General features: G+C 71.4%; 17 protein-coding genes. 10 read left to right on the top strand and 7 right to left on the bottom strand.

Annotated elements, in window-relative coordinates; genetic code table 11:
- Window positions 1-127 precede the first annotated feature (127 nt).
- Window positions 128-391 carry a WhiB family transcriptional regulator gene (locus tag ABZX90_RS40595; protein WP_351132936.1) on the bottom strand — a complete coding sequence of 88 codons (264 nt, stop codon included), beginning with the start codon at window positions 389-391 and terminating at the stop codon, window positions 128-130.
- Between the two features lie 731 nt (window positions 392-1,122).
- Here ABZX90_RS40595 and ABZX90_RS40590 point away from each other — a divergent pair.
- The 4 genes from ABZX90_RS40590 to ABZX90_RS40575 all read left to right on the top strand — a co-directional run bounded on the left by ABZX90_RS40590 (window position 1,123) and on the right by ABZX90_RS40575 (window position 5,180).
- The gene (locus ABZX90_RS40590; protein ID WP_351132935.1) at window positions 1,123-1,611 is read left to right on the top strand and encodes a cysteine dioxygenase family protein; all 489 of its coding nucleotides are present in this window, start codon (window positions 1,123-1,125) and stop codon (window positions 1,609-1,611) included.
- A gap of 88 nt (window positions 1,612-1,699) precedes the next feature.
- Entirely contained in the window at window positions 1,700-2,683 is a 984-nt protein-coding gene (cofD, locus tag ABZX90_RS40585; protein WP_351132933.1) for a 2-phospho-L-lactate transferase, read from the top strand.
- Window positions 2,680-4,059, top strand: coding sequence for a coenzyme F420-0:L-glutamate ligase (locus ABZX90_RS40580; protein ID WP_355213351.1), 1,380 nt, complete (start codon window positions 2,680-2,682; stop codon window positions 4,057-4,059). Before cofD ends, ABZX90_RS40580 begins: the two co-directional genes overlap by 4 nt.
- Before the next feature lie 95 nt (window positions 4,060-4,154).
- Window positions 4,155-5,180: a DNA-3-methyladenine glycosylase 2 family protein gene (locus ABZX90_RS40575; RefSeq protein WP_355213350.1), complete on the top strand. Its 1,026-nt coding sequence runs from the start codon at window positions 4,155-4,157 to the stop codon at window positions 5,178-5,180.
- A gap of 296 nt (window positions 5,181-5,476) precedes the next feature.
- Here ABZX90_RS40575 and ABZX90_RS40570 read toward each other — a convergent pair whose 3' ends face one another.
- Together ABZX90_RS40570 and ABZX90_RS40565 are read right to left on the bottom strand one after the other, a co-directional pair.
- Window positions 5,477-6,559 carry an NDP-sugar synthase gene (locus tag ABZX90_RS40570; protein ID WP_355213349.1) on the bottom strand — a complete coding sequence of 361 codons (1,083 nt, stop codon included), beginning with the start codon at window positions 6,557-6,559 and terminating at the stop codon, window positions 5,477-5,479.
- A 187-nt stretch (window positions 6,560-6,746) separates the two neighbouring features.
- A complete protein-coding gene (locus ABZX90_RS40565) occupies window positions 6,747-8,144 on the bottom strand; it encodes an N-acetylmuramoyl-L-alanine amidase (protein WP_355213348.1) in 1,398 nt (465 codons plus the stop codon).
- A gap of 128 nt (window positions 8,145-8,272) precedes the next feature.
- Between ABZX90_RS40565 and ABZX90_RS40560 the strand changes: the two genes are divergently transcribed.
- From ABZX90_RS40560 to ABZX90_RS40545, 4 genes are all read left to right on the top strand, one after another.
- Complete coding sequence (locus ABZX90_RS40560; protein WP_351132923.1) at window positions 8,273-9,028, top strand: TIGR03089 family protein; 756 nt, start codon at window positions 8,273-8,275, stop codon at window positions 9,026-9,028.
- 184 nt (window positions 9,029-9,212) lie between these two features.
- Window positions 9,213-10,487, top strand: coding sequence for an LCP family protein (locus ABZX90_RS40555; RefSeq protein ID WP_355213347.1), 1,275 nt, complete (start codon window positions 9,213-9,215; stop codon window positions 10,485-10,487).
- Window positions 10,488-10,733: 246 nt separating this feature from the next.
- On the top strand, window positions 10,734-12,503 hold the full coding sequence (locus ABZX90_RS40550; RefSeq protein ID WP_351132919.1) for an LCP family protein: 1,770 nt from the start codon (window positions 10,734-10,736) through the stop codon (window positions 12,501-12,503).
- 125 nt (window positions 12,504-12,628) lie between these two features.
- The gene (locus ABZX90_RS40545; protein WP_355213346.1) at window positions 12,629-14,347 is read left to right on the top strand and encodes an LCP family protein; all 1,719 of its coding nucleotides are present in this window, start codon (window positions 12,629-12,631) and stop codon (window positions 14,345-14,347) included.
- Between the two features lie 112 nt (window positions 14,348-14,459).
- Here ABZX90_RS40545 and ABZX90_RS40540 read toward each other — a convergent pair whose 3' ends face one another.
- The gene (locus ABZX90_RS40540; RefSeq protein ID WP_351132915.1) at window positions 14,460-15,491 is read right to left on the bottom strand and encodes a glycosyltransferase family 2 protein; all 1,032 of its coding nucleotides are present in this window, start codon (window positions 15,489-15,491) and stop codon (window positions 14,460-14,462) included.
- A gap of 322 nt (window positions 15,492-15,813) precedes the next feature.
- On the opposite strand from ABZX90_RS40540, the gene ABZX90_RS40535 reads away from it, so the two are divergent.
- Window positions 15,814-17,178, top strand: a complete 1,365-nt coding sequence (locus ABZX90_RS40535; protein WP_351132954.1) for an LCP family protein — start codon at window positions 15,814-15,816, stop codon at window positions 17,176-17,178.
- A 135-nt stretch (window positions 17,179-17,313) separates the two neighbouring features.
- On the opposite strand, the gene ABZX90_RS40530 is transcribed toward ABZX90_RS40535, so the two are convergent.
- On the bottom strand, window positions 17,314-17,862 hold the full coding sequence (locus tag ABZX90_RS40530; RefSeq protein WP_351132913.1) for an acyl-CoA thioesterase: 549 nt from the start codon (window positions 17,860-17,862) through the stop codon (window positions 17,314-17,316).
- A 256-nt stretch (window positions 17,863-18,118) separates the two neighbouring features.
- Here ABZX90_RS40530 and ABZX90_RS40525 point away from each other — a divergent pair, with 256 nt between their 5' ends.
- Window positions 18,119-19,312: an LCP family protein gene (locus tag ABZX90_RS40525; protein WP_351132952.1), complete on the top strand. Its 1,194-nt coding sequence runs from the start codon at window positions 18,119-18,121 to the stop codon at window positions 19,310-19,312.
- Between the two features lie 93 nt (window positions 19,313-19,405).
- On the opposite strand, the gene ABZX90_RS40520 is transcribed toward ABZX90_RS40525, so the two are convergent.
- Together ABZX90_RS40520 and ABZX90_RS40515 are read right to left on the bottom strand one after the other, a co-directional pair.
- Entirely contained in the window at window positions 19,406-20,353 is a 948-nt protein-coding gene (locus ABZX90_RS40520) for a hypothetical protein (RefSeq protein ID WP_351132911.1), read from the bottom strand.
- Window positions 20,350-22,005 (bottom strand): protein phosphatase 2C domain-containing protein, encoded by a 1,656-nt coding sequence (locus ABZX90_RS40515; protein ID WP_355213345.1) that lies wholly within the window; start codon window positions 22,003-22,005, stop codon window positions 20,350-20,352. The genes ABZX90_RS40520 and ABZX90_RS40515 overlap by 4 nt, the downstream gene beginning before the upstream one ends.
- Window positions 22,006-22,017 lie beyond the last annotated feature (12 nt).

The following is a 22,017-nucleotide window of genomic DNA, read 5'->3' as shown; positions in this document are numbered from 1 at the left end:
CGGCCCGCCGCCTGTGGATAACCCACATGCGACGGGCCGTTCGTTACGTAAGCGTGTGTGCCGATTGGTCGGTGGCACCCACGCGCGCGGACGACTGTTCCGTGTCCGCTTTTCCGTGCGACTGCTTTCAGACAGCGGCCTTCTTCAGACGGCGCCGTTCCCGCTCGGACAGACCGCCCCAGATGCCGAACCGCTCGTCGTTGGCGAGCGCGTATTCGAGGCACTCGGAGCGGACCTCACAGGCGAGGCAGACCTTCTTGGCCTCGCGGGTGGAGCCGCCCTTCTCGGGGAAGAAGGACTCGGGGTCGGTCTGGGCGCACAGCGCGCGCTCCTGCCAGCCGAGTTCCTCGTCCGCGTCTTCGACCAGCAGTTGCTGCACCAGCTCGGTCATGTGCGCCCCTCGTCTGTCTTTCGCGTCCCCGTGATGCTGCCGTTACCGATTTCGGCTGAACGACACGAGTGAAATTACAAGTGTGCCGATCCGGGCCAGTCAAGCCGAGATCTGCTATTGGGCCCCTTATTCACTCTGCGGAACCAAGGCTATGCGGAAAGTGTTCAAATCGGCATAAACCCTGACAGCCCAAGAGGTCCAGGTCAGACGCCCGCCCCCTCGCAGAGGAGGACGTCCAGGAGTTCGATCTCGTTCCGACGCGGGCTCCGAAGCGAATCTGATCACATTTGGATCACGGGGCCGCGGCGAGGTTTGTTCACCCGGTTGTGCGCCATGTGTCCGGGGAGGCTCCTGAACAAACCTTTCGCCTGTCAGATGAACCGGATGAGGTGAAACATCTCCCACATATCGGACATGAAGTTGACAGTCGAGGTGTGAACCGGTGTCCTTGTGGGCATGTTCGCGAACTTGGCGCCCACCTCGACCCGCACCGCCGGGTCCCATGGTGCTGCCGACGCTCGCTGTAGCTGTTGTTGCTGTTCCAGCTGTTGAGCCGTACCGCGCTCCGGCTGCCTCGCCGCCACTGAGGCGAATCCCCGCCCCTCACCGGGGCGACCGCCCGCACCAGGGCTCCTCCCCCGCCCGTGACCCGGACGGAATCCCCGCTCGCGACCCGGGCGGAAATGGCCAGCGACACCCCAGCACCCTCCCGTTGAGGAACCACCGCATCCATGAACAGCGACAGCGACCTCCAGATCGCCGGCGACATCCTCGAAGTCCCGCACCTGCTCCAGCCGCCGCGCGAACACCCCTCCACCGTGGCCGAGTTCGTCGGCCTGGCGCGCTCCATCGCCGCCGACCGCTCCCAGTGGGAGCACCTCGTCCGGTACGACGCGGCCTCGCGCTGGTACCACCGGCTGAGCACGGGGCCCGGCTATGAGGTGTGGCTCCTGTCCTGGGTGCCCGGACAGGGCAGCGGGCTGCACGACCACGGCGGCTCCTCCGGCGTGCTGACCGTCCTGGACGGCGCGCTGACCGAGCACACCGAGCGCGGCACGCGCGCCCTGGGCGCCGGAGCGCAGCGCGTTTTCGCGCCCGGGTACGTCCACGAGGTCGTCAACGACTCGCTCGAACCGGCCGTCAGCCTGCACGTCTATTACCCGGGTCTCACCGAGATGCCGATGCACGCGGCGCGTTGCGCTGTCGCCGAAACCGTGTGACGCGTTCGCGCCGGACCGCGGGCCCGCCGTCGCCGAGGTCTCGTAACCGGCTGACACGTTGTCGTAGCCGCCTGCGAGACTGAACCCCATGCGCATTGTGGTTCTGGCAGGCGGTATCGGTGGTGCACGGTTCCTGCGTGGTCTCCAGCGGGCCGTGCCGGACGCGGACATCACGGTCATCGGCAACACCGGCGACGACATCCACCTCTTCGGGCTGAAGGTCTGCCCGGACCTCGACACGGTGATGTACACGCTCGGCGGCGGTATCAACGAGGAGCAGGGCTGGGGGCGGGCCGACGAGACCTTCCATCTGAAGGAGGAGCTCGCGGCGTACGGGGTCGGACCCGAGTGGTTCGGGCTCGGCGACCGCGACTTCGCGACGCACATCGTGCGGACGCAGATGCTGGGCGCGGGCTTTCCGCTCAGCGCCGTCACCGAGGCCCTGTGCGACCGGTGGAAGCCGGGCGTGCGTCTCATCCCCATGTCCGACGACCGCGTCGAGACCCATGTCGCCGTGACGCTGCCGGACGGCGACCCGGCCGGGGCCGCCGGCGAGCGCAAGGCGATCCATTTCCAGGAGTACTGGGTGCGGCTGCGGGCCTCCGTGCCGGCCGAGGCGATCGTGCCCGTCGGCGCCGAGCAGGCGAAGCCCGCGCCCGGAGTGCTCGAGGCCATCGCCGAGGCGGACGTCATCCTCTTCCCGCCGTCCAACCCCGTCGTCTCCGTCGGCACCATCCTGGCCGTGCCCGGCATCCGGGAGGCCATCGCCGACGCGGGCGTGCCCGTCGTCGGCCTCTCCCCCATCGTCGGCGACGCGCCCGTGCGCGGCATGGCCGACAAGGTGCTGGCCGCGGTCGGCGTCGAGTCCACCGCCGCCGCGGTCGCCGAGCACTACGGCTCGGGCCTCCTCGACGGCTGGCTCGTCGACACGGTGGACGCCCCGGCCGTGGAGCGCGTCGAGGCGGCCGGCATCCGGTGCCGGGCCGTACCCCTGATGATGTCCGACCTCGACGCGACGGCGCAGATGGCGCGTGAGGCGCTGACGCTGGCGGAGGAGGTACGGACGCCGTGAACACCGTGGACGCAGCGCTGCCCTCCGACCGGGGGCACGGGGGACGGCACACCGACGGGGAACACCCGGGCCGGCACACCGGCGCGGGTTACCGGGTCTGGGCCCTGGGCGGACTGCCCGAGGTGCGGCCGGGGGACGACCTGGCGAAGCTCATCGCGGCGGCCGGGCCCGGGCTCGTCGACGGGGACGTGCTCCTCGTCACCTCCAAGATCGTGTCGAAGGCGGAGGGCCGGATCGTCGAGGCCGCCGACCGCGAGTCCGCCATCGACGCCGAGACCGTCCGGGTCGTGGCACGACGCGGCCCGCTGCGGATCGTCGAGAACCGGCAGGGTCTGGTGATGGCCGCCGCCGGGGTCGACGCCTCCAACACCCCCGCCGGGACCGTGCTGTTGCTGCCCGAGGACCCCGACGCCTCCGCGCGCGCGATCCGCGAGGGGCTGCGGGACACCCTCGGGGTCGACGTCGGCGTGGTCGTCACGGACACCTTCGGGCGGCCCTGGCGCACCGGGCTCACCGATGTCGCCATCGGTGCCGCGGGCGTCCAGGTGCTCGACGATCTGCGGGGCGGCACCGACGAGCACGGCAATCCGCTCAGCGCGACCGTCGTCGCCACGGCCGACGAGCTCGCCGCCGCCGGTGACCTGGTCAAGGGCAAGGCCTCCGGGCTGCCCGTCGCCGTCGTGCGCGGGCTCGCGAACGTGGTGACCGAGGGCGACGGCGAGGGGGCGCGGGCGATGGTGCGCGTCGCGCGCGACGACATGTTCCGGCTGGGCACCTCGGAGGCCGTACGGGAGGCGGTGACCCAGCGGCGTACCGTACGGGCCTTCACCGACGAGCCCGTCGACCCCGGTGCCGTACGCCGTGCGGTCGCCGCGGCCGTGACGGCACCCGCGCCGCACCACACCACGCCCTGGCGGTTCGTGCTCCTGGAGTCCGAGGAGTCGCGGACGCGGCTGCTCGACGCCATGCGGGACGCGTGGATCGCGGATCTGCGGGGTGACGGGAAGAGCGAGGAGTCCATCGCCAAGCGGGTCCGCCGGGGCGACGTGCTGCGCAGGGCTCCGTATCTCGTGGTGCCGTGCCTGGTCATGGACGGGTCCCACACGTACGGCGATGTACGACGGGACGGCGCCGAGCGCGAGATGTTCGTGGTCGCCACCGGGGCGGGCGTGCAGAACTTCCTGGTCGCGCTGGCCGGGGAGCGGCTCGGGTCCGCGTGGGTGTCGTCGACGATGTTCTGCCGTGATGTCGTACGCGAGGTGCTGGAGCTGCCGGAGGGCTGGGACCCGATGGGGGCCGTGGCCGTCGGGCACGCGGCGGAGGAGCCGAGGGCACGGCCGGAGCGGGACGCCGCCGCTTTCGTCGAGGTTCGCTGAGGCGTCCGACGCCGTGCGCCGAGGCGTCCGACGCCCTTGCCGGGGGCGGAGCGCCTACTCTCATAAGGCACCCGAGTACCCCTAGGACCTCATCCATGGCTGGACGTTTCGCTCCCCGGCCGACGCGTACGACCGTGCGCGGCGGGCATGTCGTGGTGCCCGGCGGAACACCGGGTGGAGTGCCGGGTGGCGTACCCCGCCAGTCGGGCGAGCCCGGGCGCGCTCGTACCTGGACGCCCGACGGACCGCTCGATCTCGGGCTCGTGCTCGGGCCGCTGCGCCGCGGACCGGGCGATCCGACGTTCCGGACGACACCCGACGGCTCCGTGTGGCGGGTCTGCCGTACGCCCGCCGGGCCCGGGACCCTGCGGGTCGCGCTGCGGGGCGGGGTGGTCCGGGGGGAGGCCTGGGGGCCGGGGGCCGAGTGGCTGCTCGACCGGCTCCCCGAACTGCTCGGCGCCGCGGACGATCCCGACGCCTTCGAACCACGGCACCGGCTGGTCGCGGTCGCCCGGCATCGGCGGCCCGGCCTGCGGCTGGTGCGGACCGGCCTGGTGATGGAGTCGCTGATTCCGTCGGTCCTCGAACAGAAGGTCACCACCGACGAGGCGTACCGGGCGTGGCGGTTGCTCGTCCGGAAGTTCGGGGAGCCCGCGCCGGGGCCCGCGCCCGAGCGGATGTACGTCATGCCGGCGCCGCGGACGTGGGCCCTGATCCCGTCCTGGGAGTGGCACCGGGCCGGGGTCGACAACAAGCGGGCGTCCACGATCCTGCGCGCCGTACGGGTCGCGGCGCGGCTGGAGGAGGCCGTGCGGTTCGATCCCGTGCGGGCGCAGGAGCGGCTGGAACTGGTGTCCGGGATCGGGCCGTGGACGTCCGCGGAGGTGGTGCAGCGCAGTCATGGCGCGGCGGACTCCGTGACCGTGGGGGATCTTCATCTGCCGGGGATCGTCGGGTACGCGCTGGCGGGGGACCGGGACGCGGACGACGCCGCCATGCTGGAGTTGCTGGAGCCCTATGCCGGGCAGCGGCATCGGGCCGCTCGGCTGATTCTGCTGGCCGGGCGTACGCCGCCGCGGCGCACGCCGAAGATGCCCCGGGGGGACATCGGGAGGCTGTAGGCGACCTGGCTCCCGCCACCGGCGCCGTCCGTCCTTCACCTCGGGGTCGTCCCCCGCCCCAGCCGAGTTTCGCCCCCTCCGCCCCTGCACTCCCCCAAGGTCTCTGCTTCGCTCGACCAGGGGGACCCCCATCGTCCCTGGGGCTCCGCCCCGGACCCCGCTCCTCAAACGCCGGAGGGGCTGGATCTTGCCTCGCAGCCCAAAAGACGTGCCCGGGAGGGGCTGAATCTGCCGCGCAGCCGAAAGTTGCGCCGGAGGGGCTGAATTAGCCCCTCCGGGGTTCCCTCACAAGGCTTCTACTGGTCCGACGAGAAGCGCAGTGCGCCGCCCGGGATGCGGGCGTCGCACCAGACGCGGACTCCCTCGCGGAGTTCGTTGTCGGGGCCGACGACCGCGCCGTCGCCGATGACCGTGCCGGTGAGGACAGTGCGCGCGCCGATGCGGGCGCCGACGCCGACGAAGGAGTCGGTGATGACGGCGCCGGGTTCGACGACGGCACCGGCGAGGATCGTGCTGCCGGCGATCCGGGCACCCTCGCCGATGCGGGCGCCCTCGCCGACCACCGTGCCCCCGGTGAGCTTGGCGTCGGGGGCCACCGTGGCCGTGGGCAGGATCAGTCGGTCGCCGCAGCGCCCCGGGACGGCCGGGGACGGGGCGCGGCCGAGCACGAGGTCGGCGGAGCCGCGGACGAAGGCCTGCGGGGTGCCCAGGTCCAGCCAGTACGTGGAGTCGACCATGCCCTGGAGGTGGGCGCCGGTGGCCAGGAGCTCCGGGAAGGTCTCACGCTCGACCGAGACCGGGCGGCCCGCGGGGATCGTGTCTATGACCGAGCGGCGGAAGACGTACGCCCCCGCGTTGATCTGGTCGGTGACGATCTCCTCGGGAGTCTGCGGTTTCTCGAGGAAGGCCGTGACGCGTCCGGTGGCGTCGGTGGGGACCAGGCCGAACGCGCGCGGGTCCTCCACCCGGGTGAGGTGGAGGGAGACGTCCGCGCCCGTCGTCTCGTGGGTCGCCACCAGGGCCCGGATGTCCAGGCCCGTGAGGATGTCGCCGTTGAAGATCAGGACCGGGTCGTCGGGGCCCGAGTGCAGCCGGGACGCCACGTTGCGGATGGCGCCGCCCGTGCCGAGCGGCTCCTCCTCGGTGACGTACTCGAGGTGGAGGCCCAGCGAGGAGCCGTCACCGAAGTACGGCTCGAAGACCTCGGCGAGGTAGGAGGTCGCCAGCACGATGTGCTCGACGCCCGCCGCGCGCGCCCGCGCCAGCTGGTGCGTCAGGAAGGGGACCCCGGCCGCCGGAACCATCGGCTTGGGCGTGTGCACCGTGAGAGGGCGCAGCCGGGTGCCTCTGCCGCCGACCAGGAGGATCGCTTCTGTCACCTGTCGTCTCTGCTTCCTGCCGGGACCGGCCGAACTTTCTTTCGGCCGGCCAGTGTATGCAGACCGTTCGATGGCGCCTTCGATGGCCGTGCGGTGTCCTTCGACGGGCCTCTGTCGTGACTTCAGGTGATCTCTGCCGGCGGCGGCCCGGCCGAACCGTGTCGGCCGGGCCGGTTCCGGGTCCTGCCTAGCGGCCCTGGTAGCCGGCCGCCGTCGTCCTGGCCGAGCCGAGCTTGCCGTAGAGAAGCCGTCCGGGGCACTCCGTGGCGAACCCGTCCCGATGGCCGGAGATCACGTTCAGTCGTACGTTCTTTCCTTTTCGGTAGAGATTGCCACCGGCCGACTTCAGGTATGTCTTGCCACGCGGATTGGCACCGTAGAGGCCGAGTTTCCATGCCGTGAGCCGCGCGATGGCCTTGAGCTCGGCGTCGGTCGGCTTCGTGCTGCTGAAGCTGCCGATGACGGCGATCCCCATGCTGTTCGTGTTGAAGCCGCGGGTGTGGGCGCCCATGACGGCCTTGGCGACGCCTCCGGCCCGGCCTTCGTAGATGTTTCCGCACTTGTCGACGAGGAAGTTGTAGCCGATGTCACGCCAGCCGCTGCTCACCACGTGGTAGCGGTAGATACTGCGGATGACCGAAGGGACCTGCGAGCAGCTGTACTTGTTGCCCGACGCCGTGTGGTGCACGAAGGCCGCCTTCACCTTCTTGGTGTAGACGAAGCCGCGCTCACGCAGGTTCTCGTTCGCGCCCCAGCCGTGGCGCGTGATGATGCGGGGGCGCGGGCCGATGTACGGCATCGTGCGCTGCTCGCCCATGTCGTCGGGGAAGTACTGGCGCTCCGTCTCCTGCCGGGAGAGCGCGGTGATCTCGCGGGCGCCCCCCGTGTCCGAGCCTCCGTCCGACGCGCCCGCGTGTACGCCCCTCGCGCGGACGGCCGAGAGCGCGCCCCCCGTCCGCCCGGCCGTCCGCGCGTCCGCGGGTGGGGGATCCCCGCCGGGATCGACCAGTTCGAGGCGCAGGCCGCTGGGGAGCGGGGCGTCCGCGAGGGCGGTCGTGCGTTCCTCCCCCGGGCTGTCCCGCGCGCCCTCCTCGGAGCCGTCCGCGGCCCCTGGCGCCGTCTGTTCCGCGTTCACGCGGACTTCGACGCCGTCCGAGTTGCCCACCCACAGGGGGGCGGTGGAGCCGTGCACCCGGCGCGACGCACCCTCGGGGGTGTCGGGGTCGGCGGCGTGCTCGTCGTTGTGGGTCTCCACGTCCTGCCAGCCCGACCAGTGGCCGGTGCCGGCCGCCCGGGTGCGGACCTGGACACGGCCGTGCAACGCACTGTTCGGGTCGTCCCAGATGACGCCGACCAGGGAGAACGGCCGTACGTCCCGGCGGGCGAGGCCCTGTTCCGGTGCGGCTGGGCCGAGGGCTCGTTCGCCGGCGAGGGGGACGAGGGGCAGGGACTGGGTGCTGCCGAGGACGGCGGTCTTGGACGTCACCGCCGCCGCGCCGGCCTGTGCCGGGGCGGGCAGGGCGAGCGGAAGGGCCAGAGCGGCCGCACAGGTGACACCGATCGAGGAAGCAAGGAATCCACGCATGCTCCTGATCCTGGACATAGTCATACATATCTGTCCATCGCGGAATTGACGGGCCGTCGGACGCGCTCCGCCGAACCGGTGGCGCGCGCGGTCCGTGCCGCGCGGCGTCCCCGCGTACGCTTGCGCGCGTGAACGCCACCGACCGCACCCCCGCCGACCTGCTGCGATCCGCGCTCTCCGCGGACCCGGCGCGCCCCCTGGTGACCTTCTACGACGACGCGACGGGCGAACGCGTCGAATTGTCCGTGGCCACCTTCGCCAATTGGGTGGCCAAGACCGCCAACCTGCTCCAGGGCGAGCTGTCCGCCGAGCCCGGCGAGCGGGTCGCGCTGCTGCTGCCCGCGCACTGGCAGACGGCGGTATGGCTGCTCGCCTGCTCCTCGGTGGGCGTCGTCGCGGATGTCGGGGGCGACCCGGCCGCCGCCGACCACGTCGTCGCGGGCCCGGGGCAGTTCGAGGCCGGGCTCGCCTGTTCCGGTGAGCGGGTCGCGCTCTCCCTCGCACCGCTCGGCCGCCGCTTCCCGACACCGCCCGCGGGCTACGCCGACTACGCCGTGGAGGTGCCGAGCCAGGGCGACCGGTTCGCGCCGTACGCGCCGGTCGATCCGGAGGAGCGGGCGCTGATCGTCGCCGGGGCCGCGTACACGGGCGCGGAGGTCGTGGAGCAGGCCCGGGCCGACGCCCCCGGGCTGGATCTGACAGGACCCGGTTCGCGCATCCTGTCGGCACGCTCGTACGACACATGGGAGGGCCTGACCTCCGGCCTGTACGCACCGCTCGCCACCGGGGGGTCCGTGGTCCTGTGCCGCCACCTCGACCGGCTGGGGGAGGACGCTCTCGCCCAGCGCATCGAGAGCGAGCGGGTGACCGCGACAGCCCGCTAGAACCGTCACCTGGGCGGGGCCCACGAGGGGCGCCGCCCGGACAGAGACCCGCCAGGGGGCGCCGCCCATGCCGGGCGCGTCCCCCGTTCGGCCCATCACCGGCCCCCCTCACCAGCCACTTCGGGACATGGTCGTAGGAGCAGCCAGACACGCTCGTACGCCGTGAGGGGTGGTGGATCCCGACGTGACCGACACCGAAGGCGCACCCTCCGGACGCCCGGAGGGGCCGGGGCTGGGAGCGTCGCCCACCGGGGCCGGGGTCATACGCCGGCGGCGGCGCTGGCTGCGCTACACGGCGACCGGGGTGACCGTGGTGGTCCTCGGCGCCCTGGGGGTCGGCTGGGCCGCGTACGAGAAACTGAACGCCAACATCACGGCCGACAACGACGCCGCCGCCGAGCTCGCCCGGTACGAGAAGGAACGGCCCACCGCGCTGGTGCGCGACGCGCAGAACATCCTGCTGATCGGGTCGGACTCGCGCTCGGGAGCCGGGAACAGGAAGTACGGCCGTGACTCCGGGACGGAACGGTCCGACACCACGATCCTGCTGCACCTCTCCGCGAACCGGCGGACGGCGACCGCCATGTCGCTGCCCCGCGACCTGATGGTGGACGTGCCGGGTTGCCGGCGTCCGGACGGCACCCGCACCGACCCCATGTTCGCGATGTTCAACTACGCCTTCCAGGTGGGCGGTTCGGCCTGCACGATCCGTACCGTCGAGAAGCTCACGAACATCCGCGTCGACCACCACATGGTGGTGGACTTCCACGGCTTCAAGGACATGGTCGACGCCGTGGACGGCGTCGAGGTCTGCCTGAAGGAGCCGATCGACGACAAGGCGGCGAAGCTGAGGCTGCCCGCGGGCAAGGTCGTGCTCAACGGCGAGCAGGCGCTCGGCTATGTCCGCGCCCGCAAGAGCATCGGCGACGGCAGCGACACCGACCGCATGGACCGCCAGCAGCGGTTCCTCGGCGCGCTCGTCAACAAAGTGCGCAGCAACGATGTCCTGCTCAACCCGGCGAAGCTGTATCCGGTGCTGGACGCGGCCACCTCGTCGCTCACCACCGACCCGGGGCTCGCGAGCCTGCGCGGCCTCTACGACCTGGTGCGCGGCATGCGCGACATTCCCACGGAAAGCGTGCAGTTCCTGACGGTGCCCCGGACGTCCTACGTCCTCAACGCCAACCGTGATCAGCTCGTGGAGCCCGAGGCGGCCCGGCTCTTCGCGCGGCTGCGCGCGGACGAGCCGGTGGCCGTCGCGAAGGAACCTCCCCAGAGACCCACCGAAGGTCAACCGCCGCATTCCGCAAGCCCGTACGGCAACTCCTCCCATGACTACGAAGAGGAGTCGCGCGACAACGGAATGTCGAGACTATTGCGGCCCGCCGCGCTCGCGGGGACTCCCGATCCGGCACCGACTTTCCGAGGTAACACGGCCGCCGAGGACGCCTGCGGGTAAAGCGCGCGCCAAGGTGGGGAACAGCTGAGCTAAGAAGTCTCTGGGAATGGGACGGATTGCCCAGTTGTAGGGACGTTGAATTTGTCACGGCCGTCGCCCCACGCTGAACTGGGCGGATAGTGTGAGCGATCCGGTGCACCCGGCCACGAGGTCCGTCCTGGAGGTCGCGCACTGCTTGACCGAGACCCGAGCGCCTTTTGAGGGGGAAAGGGCGCCGCGTGGCCCCGACGGAGGATTCAGACAACCGTGGACGCGCAAGGCCGTGGGCGGGCGGACAACATCGATCCCGCAGACCAGTGGGTGCTCAACCCGAACACCGGTGAATACGAACTGCGACTGACCCCTTCCGGAGCGCAGTCGGGAGTGCCGCGACCGCGGAGGGGAACACCCTCCGCAGCGGCGCGCACCCGAACCGCGCCCGGCAGGGATCGCGCGGCACCGGGCCGGGACCGTGATGCGCCGGGACGGGACAGTGCCCCGCCCGGTGCCGATGTGCCAGGGCCGCGCCGACGGCGCGGCGAGCCACCGGAGCCTCTTCCGGGGCGCCGGCGCGGGCGCAACAGACCGCCCAAGAAGTCGAAGGCGAAGAAGATACTGCTGTGGACCGGCGGCAGCATGGCGCTGGTCCTGGTCGCCGTGACGGGCGCCGCGTACGCCTACCTCAAACACCTTGAGGGCAACGTCCAGACGACGGACGTCGGCAGTTCGGGCAAGAGCGGCTTCAGCAAGGACGAGGCCTTCAACATCCTCATCATCGGCACCGACAAGCGCACCGGTGCGGGCAACGAGGGCTACGGCGACAAGAACAGCGTCGGGCACGCCGACACGAACATCCTGCTGCACGTCTCCAAGGACCGGACGAACGCGACGGCGATGAGCATTCCGCGCGACCTCATCGTCGACATCCCCCAGTGCAAGTCGAAGCAGCCGGACGGCTCCGAGAAGATCATCAGGGGTACGGACAACGTCCGCTTCAACACGAGCCTCGGCCAGGACGACCGGAACCCGGGCTGCACGATGGACACCGTCAAGGCGTTCTCCGGGATCACGGTCGACCACTTCATGATGGCCGACTTCAACGCGGTGAAGACGCTGACCAGCGCGGTGGGCGGAGTCGAGGTCTGTCTCGCCAAGGACGTCGACGACGACAAATCGCACCTCAAGCTCTCCGCCGGCAAGCACACCATCGAGGGCGAGCAGGCCCTCGCCTTCGTGCGCACCCGGCACAGCTTCGGCAACGAGGGCGACCTCGACCGCATCAAGGTGCAGCAGCAGTTCCTGGGCTCCCTGATGCGCAAGATGAGTTCGGGCGACACCCTCACCGACCCCAGCAAGCTGATCAAGTTGGCGGAGGCCGCCACCAAGGCGCTCACCGTGGACACCGGCATCGGCAAGGTCAGCACGCTCAAGGACATGGCGCTGGAGCTGAAGAAGGTGCCGACGAAGAACATCACCTTCACCACGGTCCCGGTGATCGACAACCCGACCGAGAAGGTCCACGCCACGGTCGTACCCAACCCGATAACGGCCAAGCCGGTCTTCGACGCCATCAAGAACGACGTCTCCTTCAGCGCCGTGAAGCAGAAGGAGAAGAAGGAGAAGGCCGCGGTGGCCGCCCGCCTCAAGGGCTCCCGTTCCGCCGCGTCCGACATCCGCGTCGACATCTACAACGGTGGCGCCGCAGCCGGCTCCGCACAGGAAACTCTTAACTGGCTGCAGAATGATGAGGGTGTGCTCAAGTCCAGCCAGCTCGGTAACGCTGACGAAACCCTCAGCAAGACGACGCTGGAGTACTCTCCCGACCAGGCCGACCAGGCACGCAAACTGGCGGACCTCATGGGGCTGTCCGCTTCGGCGATGAAGCCTGGCGAGAGCGAGAAGAACTCACAGGGGCTGCCCGCGATCGTGCTGACCCTGGGCAAGGACTTCAAGGGCGCCGGAGTGTCGCTGACGACTCCGACGAAGGCGCCGGACGTGGAGAAATCCACGGCGGACAAAACGGTGTGCGCCAAGTGATGACCTAGCGGGTCCGTCGAGCGTCCTACAGGACGCGAGAAGCGTCCGCCCGGACGGGAAAGCGTCCGGGCGGACGTATGTGCGACGGACCCGTTTGTCAGGCGCAGGGTGGGGAGGGGCTGGAGATGGCGCAGAGCAGTGTGCGTGGGGAGGGTGCGCGACCGCGTGAACCGCGGGCCGGTGAACTGGGCTGGGACGACAGCATGTACGAGGAGGGCGGCGAGCCCGTCCGTACGGCTGACGGCGATCGCGTCCGGCCCGACGGCGTTCGTCCGGCCGACGACACGGCGCCGACCGGTCCGCAGGGGCAGGGACGGCACGGCGGGGGCGGCGGACGACAGCACGGGGGCGGAGGCCGCCCCCGTCGCAGACGTCGCATACTGCGCTGGTCGGCGATGGTCCTGGCGCTCCTGATACTCGGCACCGCCGGCGCGGGCTATCTCTACTACCGGCATCTGAACGGCAACATCAAGAAGGACGACCTGAACATCGGCGACGAGAAGGACCGCGCCGCCAAGTCGAAGCCGAACGCGGCGGGCCAGACCCCGCTGAACATTCTGCTGATCGGTTCGGACGCCCGGAACTCGGCCGCGAACCAGAAACTCGGCGGCGCGAAGGACACGTTCGACGGCCCGGCCCGCGCGGACGTCCAGATGCTGCTGCACCTGTCCGCGGACCGGACCAACATGTCGGTCGTGAGCATGCCGCGCGACACGCTGCTGGACATACCCAACTGCACCGACCCGGACACCGGGACGACGTACGCCGCCAGCACGCTTCCCGTGATCACGAACGACTCGCTGCGCCGCGGCGGCCCCGGCTGCACGGTCGCCACCTGGGAGAAGCTGACCGACGTCCACATCGACCACTTCATCATGGTCGACTTCGCGGGCGTGGTGTCCATGGCCGACGCCATCGGCGGCGTCCCGGTCTGCGTGGACGCCAACATCTACTCGCACACCTCCTCCGGCCACGGCTCCGGGCTGAAGCTCGAAGAGGGCACGACGTCCATCAAGGGCAAGCAGGCCCTGCAGTGGCTGCGGACGCGGTACGGCTTCGAGGACGGCAGCGACATCGGCCGGACCAGGGCCCAGCACCAGTACATGAACTCGATGGTGAACCAGCTGCGCGAGAACGCCACGCTGAGCAACCCGACCAAGCTGAAGAGCCTCGCGGAGACGGCCACGAAGGCGCTGACCGTCGACGACGGCCTGGGCACGGTGACGGAGCTCTACGACCTGAGCAAAGAGCTGAAGAAGGTCCCGCAGAAGCGCATCAACATGATGACCATGCCGTGGGTGTACTCCGCCGGCGGCAACCGGGTGCTCCCCAAGGAGCCGGCCGCGGACAACGTCTGGCGGCTGCTGCGCGAGGACATCGCGCTGGACGGCAAGGACAAGAAGAAGACCGCCAAGGAGAGGACGTCGTCGGACCCGGCCGCGGCGGACGACAAGATCGCGGTGCAGGTGCAGAACGGCACGCGCACCAGCGCGCTGGCGCCGGTGTCCGGGCGCGCGAGCGCGGTGACCGAACTGCTCATCGGCAAGGGGTTCACGCAGGCGAAGGCCGACCCGACGACGGCGACCGCCGAGGACACCACGGTGATCCGCTACCCGAGCGCCGACCTGGAGGGTGACGCCCTGCGGGTCGCCAAGTCCCTCGGGATTCCGACGAGCGCGGTGCAGAAGTCCGTGAACGTCTCCGGCATCACGCTGGCCGTCGGCGCCGACTGGCGGGACGGCACGGAGTACAAGGCACCCGCGGAGGACGACTCGACGCCGTCGTCCGACGAGCTGAAGACCGGCAAGTGCATGCACGTCGACCCGAACTACACCTGGTCGTAGGAGCCCTGCGGCAAACGGCAGTTGGGCCCCTCTCGACTTCGAGAGGGGCCCAACTCGTGTACGGGCGGGTCACGTCGGAGCCGGACGCGGGCCGAGCCGCGGCCGGACAGGCTCAGTTGGAGCCGGTGAGGACCGCGGGACGCCGGGACGCGATGACCTTCCTGGCCAGCGCCTTCGGGCTGGTGAGGAAGCCCCAGCCCCACGACATGTGCATCGTCGCGAGGGCGACGGGGATCTGGAGCCGGGCCTTCGCCGGCAGCCCCTTGCCCGCGGGCAGCGAGCCGAGCGCGATGGCCGCGAGATAGCCGGCCGGGACGACGAAGCCCCAGGGGGTCAGCGCCGCGCCGACGACCACGCCCGCCGCGATCGCGCAGACGGCGGTCGGCGGGGCGAGATAGCGCAGGTTGATGGAGCCCTCGTGGTAGCGGGCGACGACATGCCGCCAGCGGCCGTAGTCCTTGTACTGCTTGGCGAGCGCCTTGACCGACGGCCGCGGCCGGTAGGACACCTTCAGCTCGGGCGAGAACCAGATGAGGCCGCCCGCCTCCCGGATCCGGAAGTTGAGCTCCCAGTCCTGGGCGCGGATGAACTCCTCGTTGTAGCCGCCCTGCTGCTCCAGGGCCTCGCGCCGGAAGACCCCGAGATACACGGTCTCGGCCGGGGCCGCCTCACCACCGGTGTGGAAGGCGGCGTTGCCCACGCCGATCTTCGACGTCATGGCGGCGGCGACGGCGTGCTCCCAGTCGTTCTCGCCCTCGGCGTGCATGATGCCGCCGACGTTCTGCGCGCCGGTCTCCTCCAGGAGCCGTACGGCGGTGGCGATGTAGTTCGGGGAGAGGATGCCGTGCCCGTCGACGCGCACGACGACAGGGTGCCGGGACGCCTTGATCGCGGCGTTCAGCGCCGCGGGCGTCCGGCCGGTCGGGTTCGGCACCGTGTGGACCCGCGGGTCCTCACGGACGAGTTCGGCGGCGATCTCGTCCGTCCGGTCCGTGGAGGGACCGATGGCGATCACGACCTCCATCTCGCCGTCGTACCGCTGCGCCAGGATCGCTTGGACGGCCCCGCGCAGATGCCGCTCCTCGTTGAGGACGGGCATGATCACAGAAACGGCGGGGGACCGCACGTCAGACTTCTCGCTCATCGGTGGTCACGTTACCGCGAACGGGGGACACGGTCGCGCGCCGCCCGGCGTAAGAACCGGGCCGCAGATCGTATGGGCCTACCGTGCTCACGGATCCCCACGCCAGCGGAACGCGGCCCCGGCCGGCCTCGCGGAACGCATCCCTCCCCCGTCCAGCCTCGCGGAGGTGTCCCCCTTGCCCACGCCGCCCCGCTCCCCCGTCCGCCCCCAGCGCCCCCCACGGCCTTCTCCCGCGCGGCGCCCCGCCCGGCGGCCCGACGGACGCCTCGTACGCCCCGTACGCCCCGTACGCCCCGTACGGCGCAAGAAGCCACGCTGGGCCATGCGGGTGGTGACCACCATCTCCGTGGTCGTTCTCGCCTCGGCGGGCATCGGACACGCGGTGGTGACCAGCCTGGACGCGGACATCGCCCGGGTCGACCCGTTCAAGGACATGAAGAACCGGCCCGAGGCCGGCAACGGCATGAACGTGCTGCTGGTCGGGACCGACGGCCGGGACAAGATCACCGAAGCGGAACGGCGGAAGTACCGGCTCGGCGGCGCGCCCTGCCACTGCACCGACACGGTCATGATCGTGCACATCTCGGAGGACCGGGAGCGCGCCAGCATCGTCAGCCTGCCGCGCGACTCCTACGCCGAGACGCCCGCACACACCGACGCGGTCACCGGCAGACGGCACGGCCCCCACCCCCTCAAACTGAACGCGGCGTACGCGGAGGGCGGCCCGAACCTGACCGTGCGGACCGTCGAGAACATGACCCACGTGAAGATCGACCACTATCTGGAGGTCGACTTCACCAGTTTCATGAAGACGGTGGACGTGCTCGGCGGCGTCCGCGTCTGCACCGCGCAGCCGCTGAAGGACAGATACACCGGCCTCGACCTGACGGCGGGCTCGCACCTGCTGGGCGGCGGACAGGCCCTGCAGTACGTACGGTCCCGGCACACCGACGGCTCCTCCGACCTCGGCCGGATGCAGCGCCAGCAGCGCTTCCTGGCGGCGCTCGTCGGACAGGCCACGTCGTCCGGGGTGCTGCTGAACCCGATGAAGTTCCGCGACGTGACGCGGGCGGTGCTGGGCTCGGTGCGGGCCGACAAGGGCTTCGGCACGGACGAGCTGCTGGATCTGGGCCGGGCGATGCGGAACTTCTCCCCGTCGTCGTCCGAGTTCACGACCGTGCCGATCGGGCAGATGGGATACGTCGTCAAGGGCATCGGCTCGACCCTGAAATGGGACGAGGCGAAGTCGAGGAAGCTCTTCGGGGCGCTGCGCGACGACAAGCCGCTGGCGGAGCGCCGGGCCCCGCGGCCCCAGGCCGTCCGCGTCGCGGTGGCCCCGCAGCAGATCCGGGTCCAGGTCGAGAACGGGACCGCCGCGACGGGGCTCGGCAAGCGGGTCGACAGCGCGCTCGCCGCCACCGGGTTCCGGACGACGGGCCGGCCCGCCACGGCCCGGGACCGCACGGTCCGGCGCACCGTCGTCGCGTACGACCCTCGCTGGGACCGCTCCGCGAAGTCCCTCGCGGCCGCGCTGCCCGGTTCCGAACTGCGCGCGGCCCCCGGCCAGGGCCCGCTGTTGAAGGTGATCGCCGGTGCGGACTTCAAGCGGGTCACGCGGGTACGGGCGGAGGACCAGCATCAGGGGGAGCTCGGGGTGGTGACGGGAGACCAGGTGGTGTGTCCGTGACGCGGACGCCCGACCGCGGCCCCTGACCCACGGCCCCGATCAACGGCTCCCCGCGCCCAGCCAGGTACCTGGCCGGGCGCGGGGTCGGACCCAGCCGGTACCTACGGTGCCTACCGCACCTGATCGTCGAGGTACCTAGTCGTCGAGGCCTTCCGCCGCGCGCTTCTCGCGGAGCTCCATGATCGCGCGGCGGCGGGCCAGGCGGTGGGTTCGGCGGATCTGCGCCTCCTGGTAGCGGCGCTCGTCGCGCTCGGTCTCGGCGATGACCGGCGGGACCCTGCGGGGCTTGCCGTCGGCGTCGACGGCGGCGAACACGAGATAGGCCGAGCCGACCTGCTGCGGCGGCGTGGACTCGTTCCAGCGCTCGGCGAGGACCCGGACTCCGACCTCCATCGAGGTCCGTCCGGTCCAGTTCACCTGGGCCTTCACATGGACCAGGTCGCCCACGCGGACGGGCTCCAGGAAGGCCATCTCGTCCATCGAGGCGGTGACGGCGGGCCCGCCGGAGTGCCGCCCGGCCACCGCTCCCGCCGCGTCGTCGACGAGCTTCATGATCACTCCACCGTGCACCGAACCCAGAAGGTTGGTGTCGTTGTGGGTCATGATGTGGCTGAGGGTGGTCCGGGACGCGGCGGTCGGCTTGCCCGGAATATCGTTTTCCGGGTTGGGGGCCTGATCTGTCATGTCCTCCACCTTATGCCGGGCGAGCGGCGGTCTCTTTGCATCAGCTCTGCAACAGGCGTGACCCAGATCTCCCTGCTCTCTTGTAAGACACATGGTGAAGGGCTGCACACTGGTCCGCATGAATGATTGGCCTGGGGGCACCTCCCGCCCGAGCGAGTTCGAGGGTGGGGGAGGGTGGCCCGACGACAACCGCAGCAACGGCGGCAACCGCTACGGACGCGGCAGCGCAGGCGCACAGCCTGAGGGCGCCCGCGTGATGCCACAGGTCCGCCGCGGGCCCGCCGCACCCGCCCCGGGCCAGGGTGCGCCTCCGTACGGCGGCGGGGTGCCCCGCCAGCCGTCGTACGTCGACGGCCAGGGGTACGACGACGGCTACGACTCCGGCTACAACTCGGGCCACGTGTACGGGAGCCCCAACGGGCCCGGCGGTCCGCAGGGCCCCGGCGGTGGCGGCGCGTACCCACAGCGCCCCGCGCCGAACTGGCGGCGCCGGATCAAGTGGACCGCGATCACGCTGGTGACCGCACTGGTCGTGGTCTCCGTCGGCACGTACTTCTGGGCGGACTCCAAGCTCCACCGTGACGTGGATCTCTCCAAGGTCATAGACCGGCCGGAGACCGGCGAGGGCACGAACTATCTGATCGTCGGTTCCGACAGCCGCGCCGGCCTGTCCGCCGAGGACAAGAAGAAGCTGCACACCGGCTCCGCCGAGGGCAAGCGCACAGACTCGATGATGATCCTGCACACCGGCAGCAACGGCTCGACGCTGATCTCGCTGCCGCGCGACTCGAACGTCACGATCCCGACGTTCCGCGGCTCCGAATCCGGCAAGATCAAGGGCCCGCTGGGCGCGAACAAGCTGAACGCCGCCTACGCGTTCGACGGCCCCCAGCTCCTCGTCAGGACCATCGAGTACAACACCGGCCTGCACATCGACCACTACGTGGAGATCGGCTTCGCCGGGTTCGCGGGCATCGTCGACGCGGTCGGCGGTGTCGAGATGACCCTCGACAAGGGCTTCAAGGACAAGTACTCCGGCGCCGACTTCAAGGCGGGCAAGCAGACACTGAACGGTGAGCAGGCCCTCGCCTTCGTCCGCACCCGGCACGCCTTCGCCGCCTCGGACCTGGAGCGCACCAAGAACCAGCAGAAGTTCCTGGCCGCCCTGGCCCACCAGGTCGCGACCCCGTCGACGGTCCTGAACCCCTTCAAGCTCTACCCGACGATGGGCGCGGGCCTCGACTCGCTGGTCGTCGACAAGGACATGAGCCTGTGGGACCTGGCCGACATGTTCTGGGCCATGAAGGGCGTCACCGGCGGCGACGGCAAGTCCATGAACATGCCGGTCTCCGGTTCCGTCGGCGGCAACCTCGTCTGGGACAAGGCGAAGGTGAAGACGCTGGTGAACGAGCTCAAGAACGACGAGAAGGTCACGGTGTCGGGCAACTGACCCGCCTCCACGTGCCGTTGCCGGGAAACCGACGCGTCGTCACGTGTCGCCCTTCGGGGAACCGACCCACCGCCGCCTTTCGGTGCCGGTGGGTCAGTTGCGTAGCGTGATGCGGCCCCGGGTGCGGGGGCCGTCGAATTTGGAGCGGTCGACGAAGGGCTTCGGGGCGGGTTCCGCGGCCATGAGACGGATGGTGTCGCGGCCCGCCAGGGCGGTGCACCACTGGGCGAGGTGGGGGCGGGTGCCACGGGGGCCGGCCGCCTGCTCCCACAGGGCCCGGACCGCGCTGTCCCGCCGGTCGTCGAGTACGCCGGACAGTGGCTGCAGGGGCTTGCCGGGGGCCACGTACGGGTCCTGGCTCAGGACACGGCCCACCACCAGGGCCGTCTTGTAGCGGTCGCTGTCCACCGTCGCGGTGCCGGGGGCGGCGAGCGGGTCGTGCCAGTCGGGGGTGTCCGCCTGTTCCAGGACCGGGGGGCGGCCGACCAGGCGTGCGCCGTCGCAGTCCAGGAGGTACGGGGCGGGTCCGGGCCGTACGGTCCACAGCACGTTCGCATGGGACACGTCGCCGACGACCAGCCCCAGGGTGTGCAGCCACCGGAACAGTCCGAGGACGGCGACCACCAGCGCGTACCGCTCGGCCGGCGACGGCTGCGCGACGTCCTGCCAGGCCGCCCTCGGTGGCCGGAGCAGATAGGACAGGTCGGTCAGCCGACCCTCGCCGCGCGAGGTCCGCCAGGTCATGGAGTCCGGCGCGCGGCGCATCAGGAAGCCCGTCGTCGTGCCGCCGTCCATGACCCGGCACAGCGGCCATGCCGTCTCCCGGTCCAGCCGTTCCCGGTCGGCCGGGGCGAGCCCCTGCCGCAGGGCGACGAGCGCGGCGAGTTCCCCGCCGTCGACCTTCCCCGGCTCGCGGTAGCTCTTGTACAGCAGCCGGTCCGGGCCGCTGACGCCGTACACCTCCCCCTGGCCGCCGTCCCCGACGCGCGCCCCGAGGGTGAGCGAGCCGAGGGACACGTCGGCGCCGTCGCCGGGGCTCACGGCGCGGCCTCCCACAGGACTACGGCGGTGCGGTCGTCGTCGTACGACTTCACCCGGTACTGCAGCTGCCACAGGAAGTCGGCCGGTGCCGGCACGGCCCCCGTTCCCCAGCCGGACCCCAGGAAGTCCCGCATCCCGGCGTCCCCCGCGAGCGGCGTGGACAGGCCGTCCGTGCACAGCACGAGTACGTCGCCGGGCAGAGCGGGGCCGAGGAGCTGGGCGCGGGCGCGGTGCCCGTGCGGCAGGGCGGCGGTGCGGGTGTCGATCATTCCGTCGCCGTCGTGCTCGGGGTCCGTGAGGGACAGGTTCCACGCCCCGGCGCGCAACAGCGCCGTGCCGCCGTCGCCGACGGCCAGGAAGCCGCGGGTGCGCACGCGCGGGTCGAGCGGGACGATCAGGGCGCGCAGGGTGGTGGCGTACGCGGCGGGGTCGTCGCCGTGCTCGCGGGCGCGGTGCGCGAGGAGGGTCGCGACCCGGCCCACCGCGGTGTCCACCAGTACGGCGAACCGGGACCGGTCGCCCCCGCTCAGGGCCTCGGAGAGTTCCGCGGACACGCTGTCCAGCTCCATCGCGGCGAGCCGGCAGGCCTCCTGGGAGCCGGTGTGCGAACGGGCCGCCGACCCCACGCCGTCCGCCACCGCGAGCAGCAGCAGTCCGTCGGCGCCGGGCGCCCCGAGGCGCACCACGGCCAGGGAGTCCTGGCGCGGCTCGCCCTGATAGCGGTGCGAGTCGCCGCGCACGGACGCCGCCCGCACCGTCAGAGCGCCGTACCCGGCACCGTCCACCACCATGTCGGGCGTCAGCGCCGCGCTCGGATCCTGCCGGACGGCGGGCAGCTCCAGGGGCTCCGGCGCGTAGAGCGGGGGCTTGGGGCCGGAGTGGAACGGCGCGCCGAGCGTCGGCACGGGCACGACCCGCGCGGCGGGCTCCTCGGGTCCGGGTGTGGGCACGGACCCGGGTTCGGGCCCGGGCTGGGGCGACACGCGTGCGTGCGGGGGCGACGGCTGTACGGGGCCGGGCGACGGCGGATGCTGGGCGAAGCCGGGCTGGGGCGCCTGCGGCGGCTCGTACGACGAAGGCGGCGGCGTGGGCTCGTAGGAGGAGGGCGGCGGCGTCGGCTCGTAGGAGGAGGGCGGCGGGTACTGCTTCGCGAGGCGGGGACGGGGCGGCTGTTGTACGAAGCCGGGCTGGGGTGACGGCGGCGTCGGCTCGTACGTCGAGGGCGGCGCCGGCCGGCGGGGCGGCCCGTACGACAGGGGCGGTGACGACCGGGTCGGTCCGACGGGTGGTGCCGCGGACGTCTCGGGCGCGGTGAGGGCCGCGTCGGGCTCCGGCTGGTCGCTGATCAGCTGGTCGACGCTCTGCCAGGTCGCGTCCAGCGGGTCGGGCTGCCGCGCGTCCGGCCAGCAGGGCTCCGGCTGTCGAGCGTCCGGCCGTCGAGCGTCCGGCTGTCGCAGATCCGCCTGGCCGGCCTGGGCCTGGCCCTCGTACGCCTGGCCCGCGTGCGCCTGGCCCGCGTGCGCCTGGCCCGCGTACGCCTGGCCGCCGTCCCGCTCCCGCGCGTCCGGCTCCCGCGCGCCCCGCTCCCGTGCGTCCGGCTCCCGTGCGTCGGGCTTCCGGGGGCTGGTCCGGGACGGTCCGGCGGCGCTCATGTCGTTCCCCAT

The organism is Streptomyces sp. NPDC002935 (genome assembly GCF_040611295.1).
In the GTDB taxonomy this organism is placed as follows: Bacteria; Actinomycetota; Actinomycetes; order Streptomycetales; family Streptomycetaceae; genus Streptomyces.
The sequence above is the reverse complement of the archived record's forward strand: the minus strand, read 5'-3'. Positions and strand labels throughout refer to the sequence as shown.

Excerpts from the sequence above, each read along its gene's own strand:
- ABZX90_RS40595 (WP_351132936.1), bottom strand. The coding sequence starts at position 391 with ATGACCGAGCTGGTGCAGCAACTGCTGGTCGAAGACGCGGACGAGGAA.
- ABZX90_RS40590 (WP_351132935.1), top strand. The coding sequence starts at position 1,123 with ATGAACAGCGACAGCGACCTCCAGATCGCCGGCGACATCCTCGAAGTC.
- cofD (WP_351132933.1), top strand. The coding sequence starts at position 1,700 with ATGCGCATTGTGGTTCTGGCAGGCGGTATCGGTGGTGCACGGTTCCTG.
- ABZX90_RS40575 (WP_355213350.1), top strand. The coding sequence starts at position 4,155 with ATGGCTGGACGTTTCGCTCCCCGGCCGACGCGTACGACCGTGCGCGGC.
- ABZX90_RS40565 (WP_355213348.1), bottom strand. The coding sequence starts at position 8,144 with ATGCGTGGATTCCTTGCTTCCTCGATCGGTGTCACCTGTGCGGCCGCT.
- ABZX90_RS40545 (WP_355213346.1), top strand. The coding sequence starts at position 12,629 with ATGGCGCAGAGCAGTGTGCGTGGGGAGGGTGCGCGACCGCGTGAACCG.
- ABZX90_RS40540 (WP_351132915.1), bottom strand. The coding sequence starts at position 15,491 with ATGAGCGAGAAGTCTGACGTGCGGTCCCCCGCCGTTTCTGTGATCATG.
- ABZX90_RS40535 (WP_351132954.1), top strand. The coding sequence starts at position 15,814 with ATGCGGGTGGTGACCACCATCTCCGTGGTCGTTCTCGCCTCGGCGGGC.
- ABZX90_RS40530 (WP_351132913.1), bottom strand. The coding sequence starts at position 17,862 with ATGACAGATCAGGCCCCCAACCCGGAAAACGATATTCCGGGCAAGCCG.
- ABZX90_RS40525 (WP_351132952.1), top strand. The coding sequence starts at position 18,119 with ATGCCACAGGTCCGCCGCGGGCCCGCCGCACCCGCCCCGGGCCAGGGT.
- ABZX90_RS40515 (WP_355213345.1), bottom strand. The coding sequence starts at position 22,005 with ATGAGCGCCGCCGGACCGTCCCGGACCAGCCCCCGGAAGCCCGACGCA.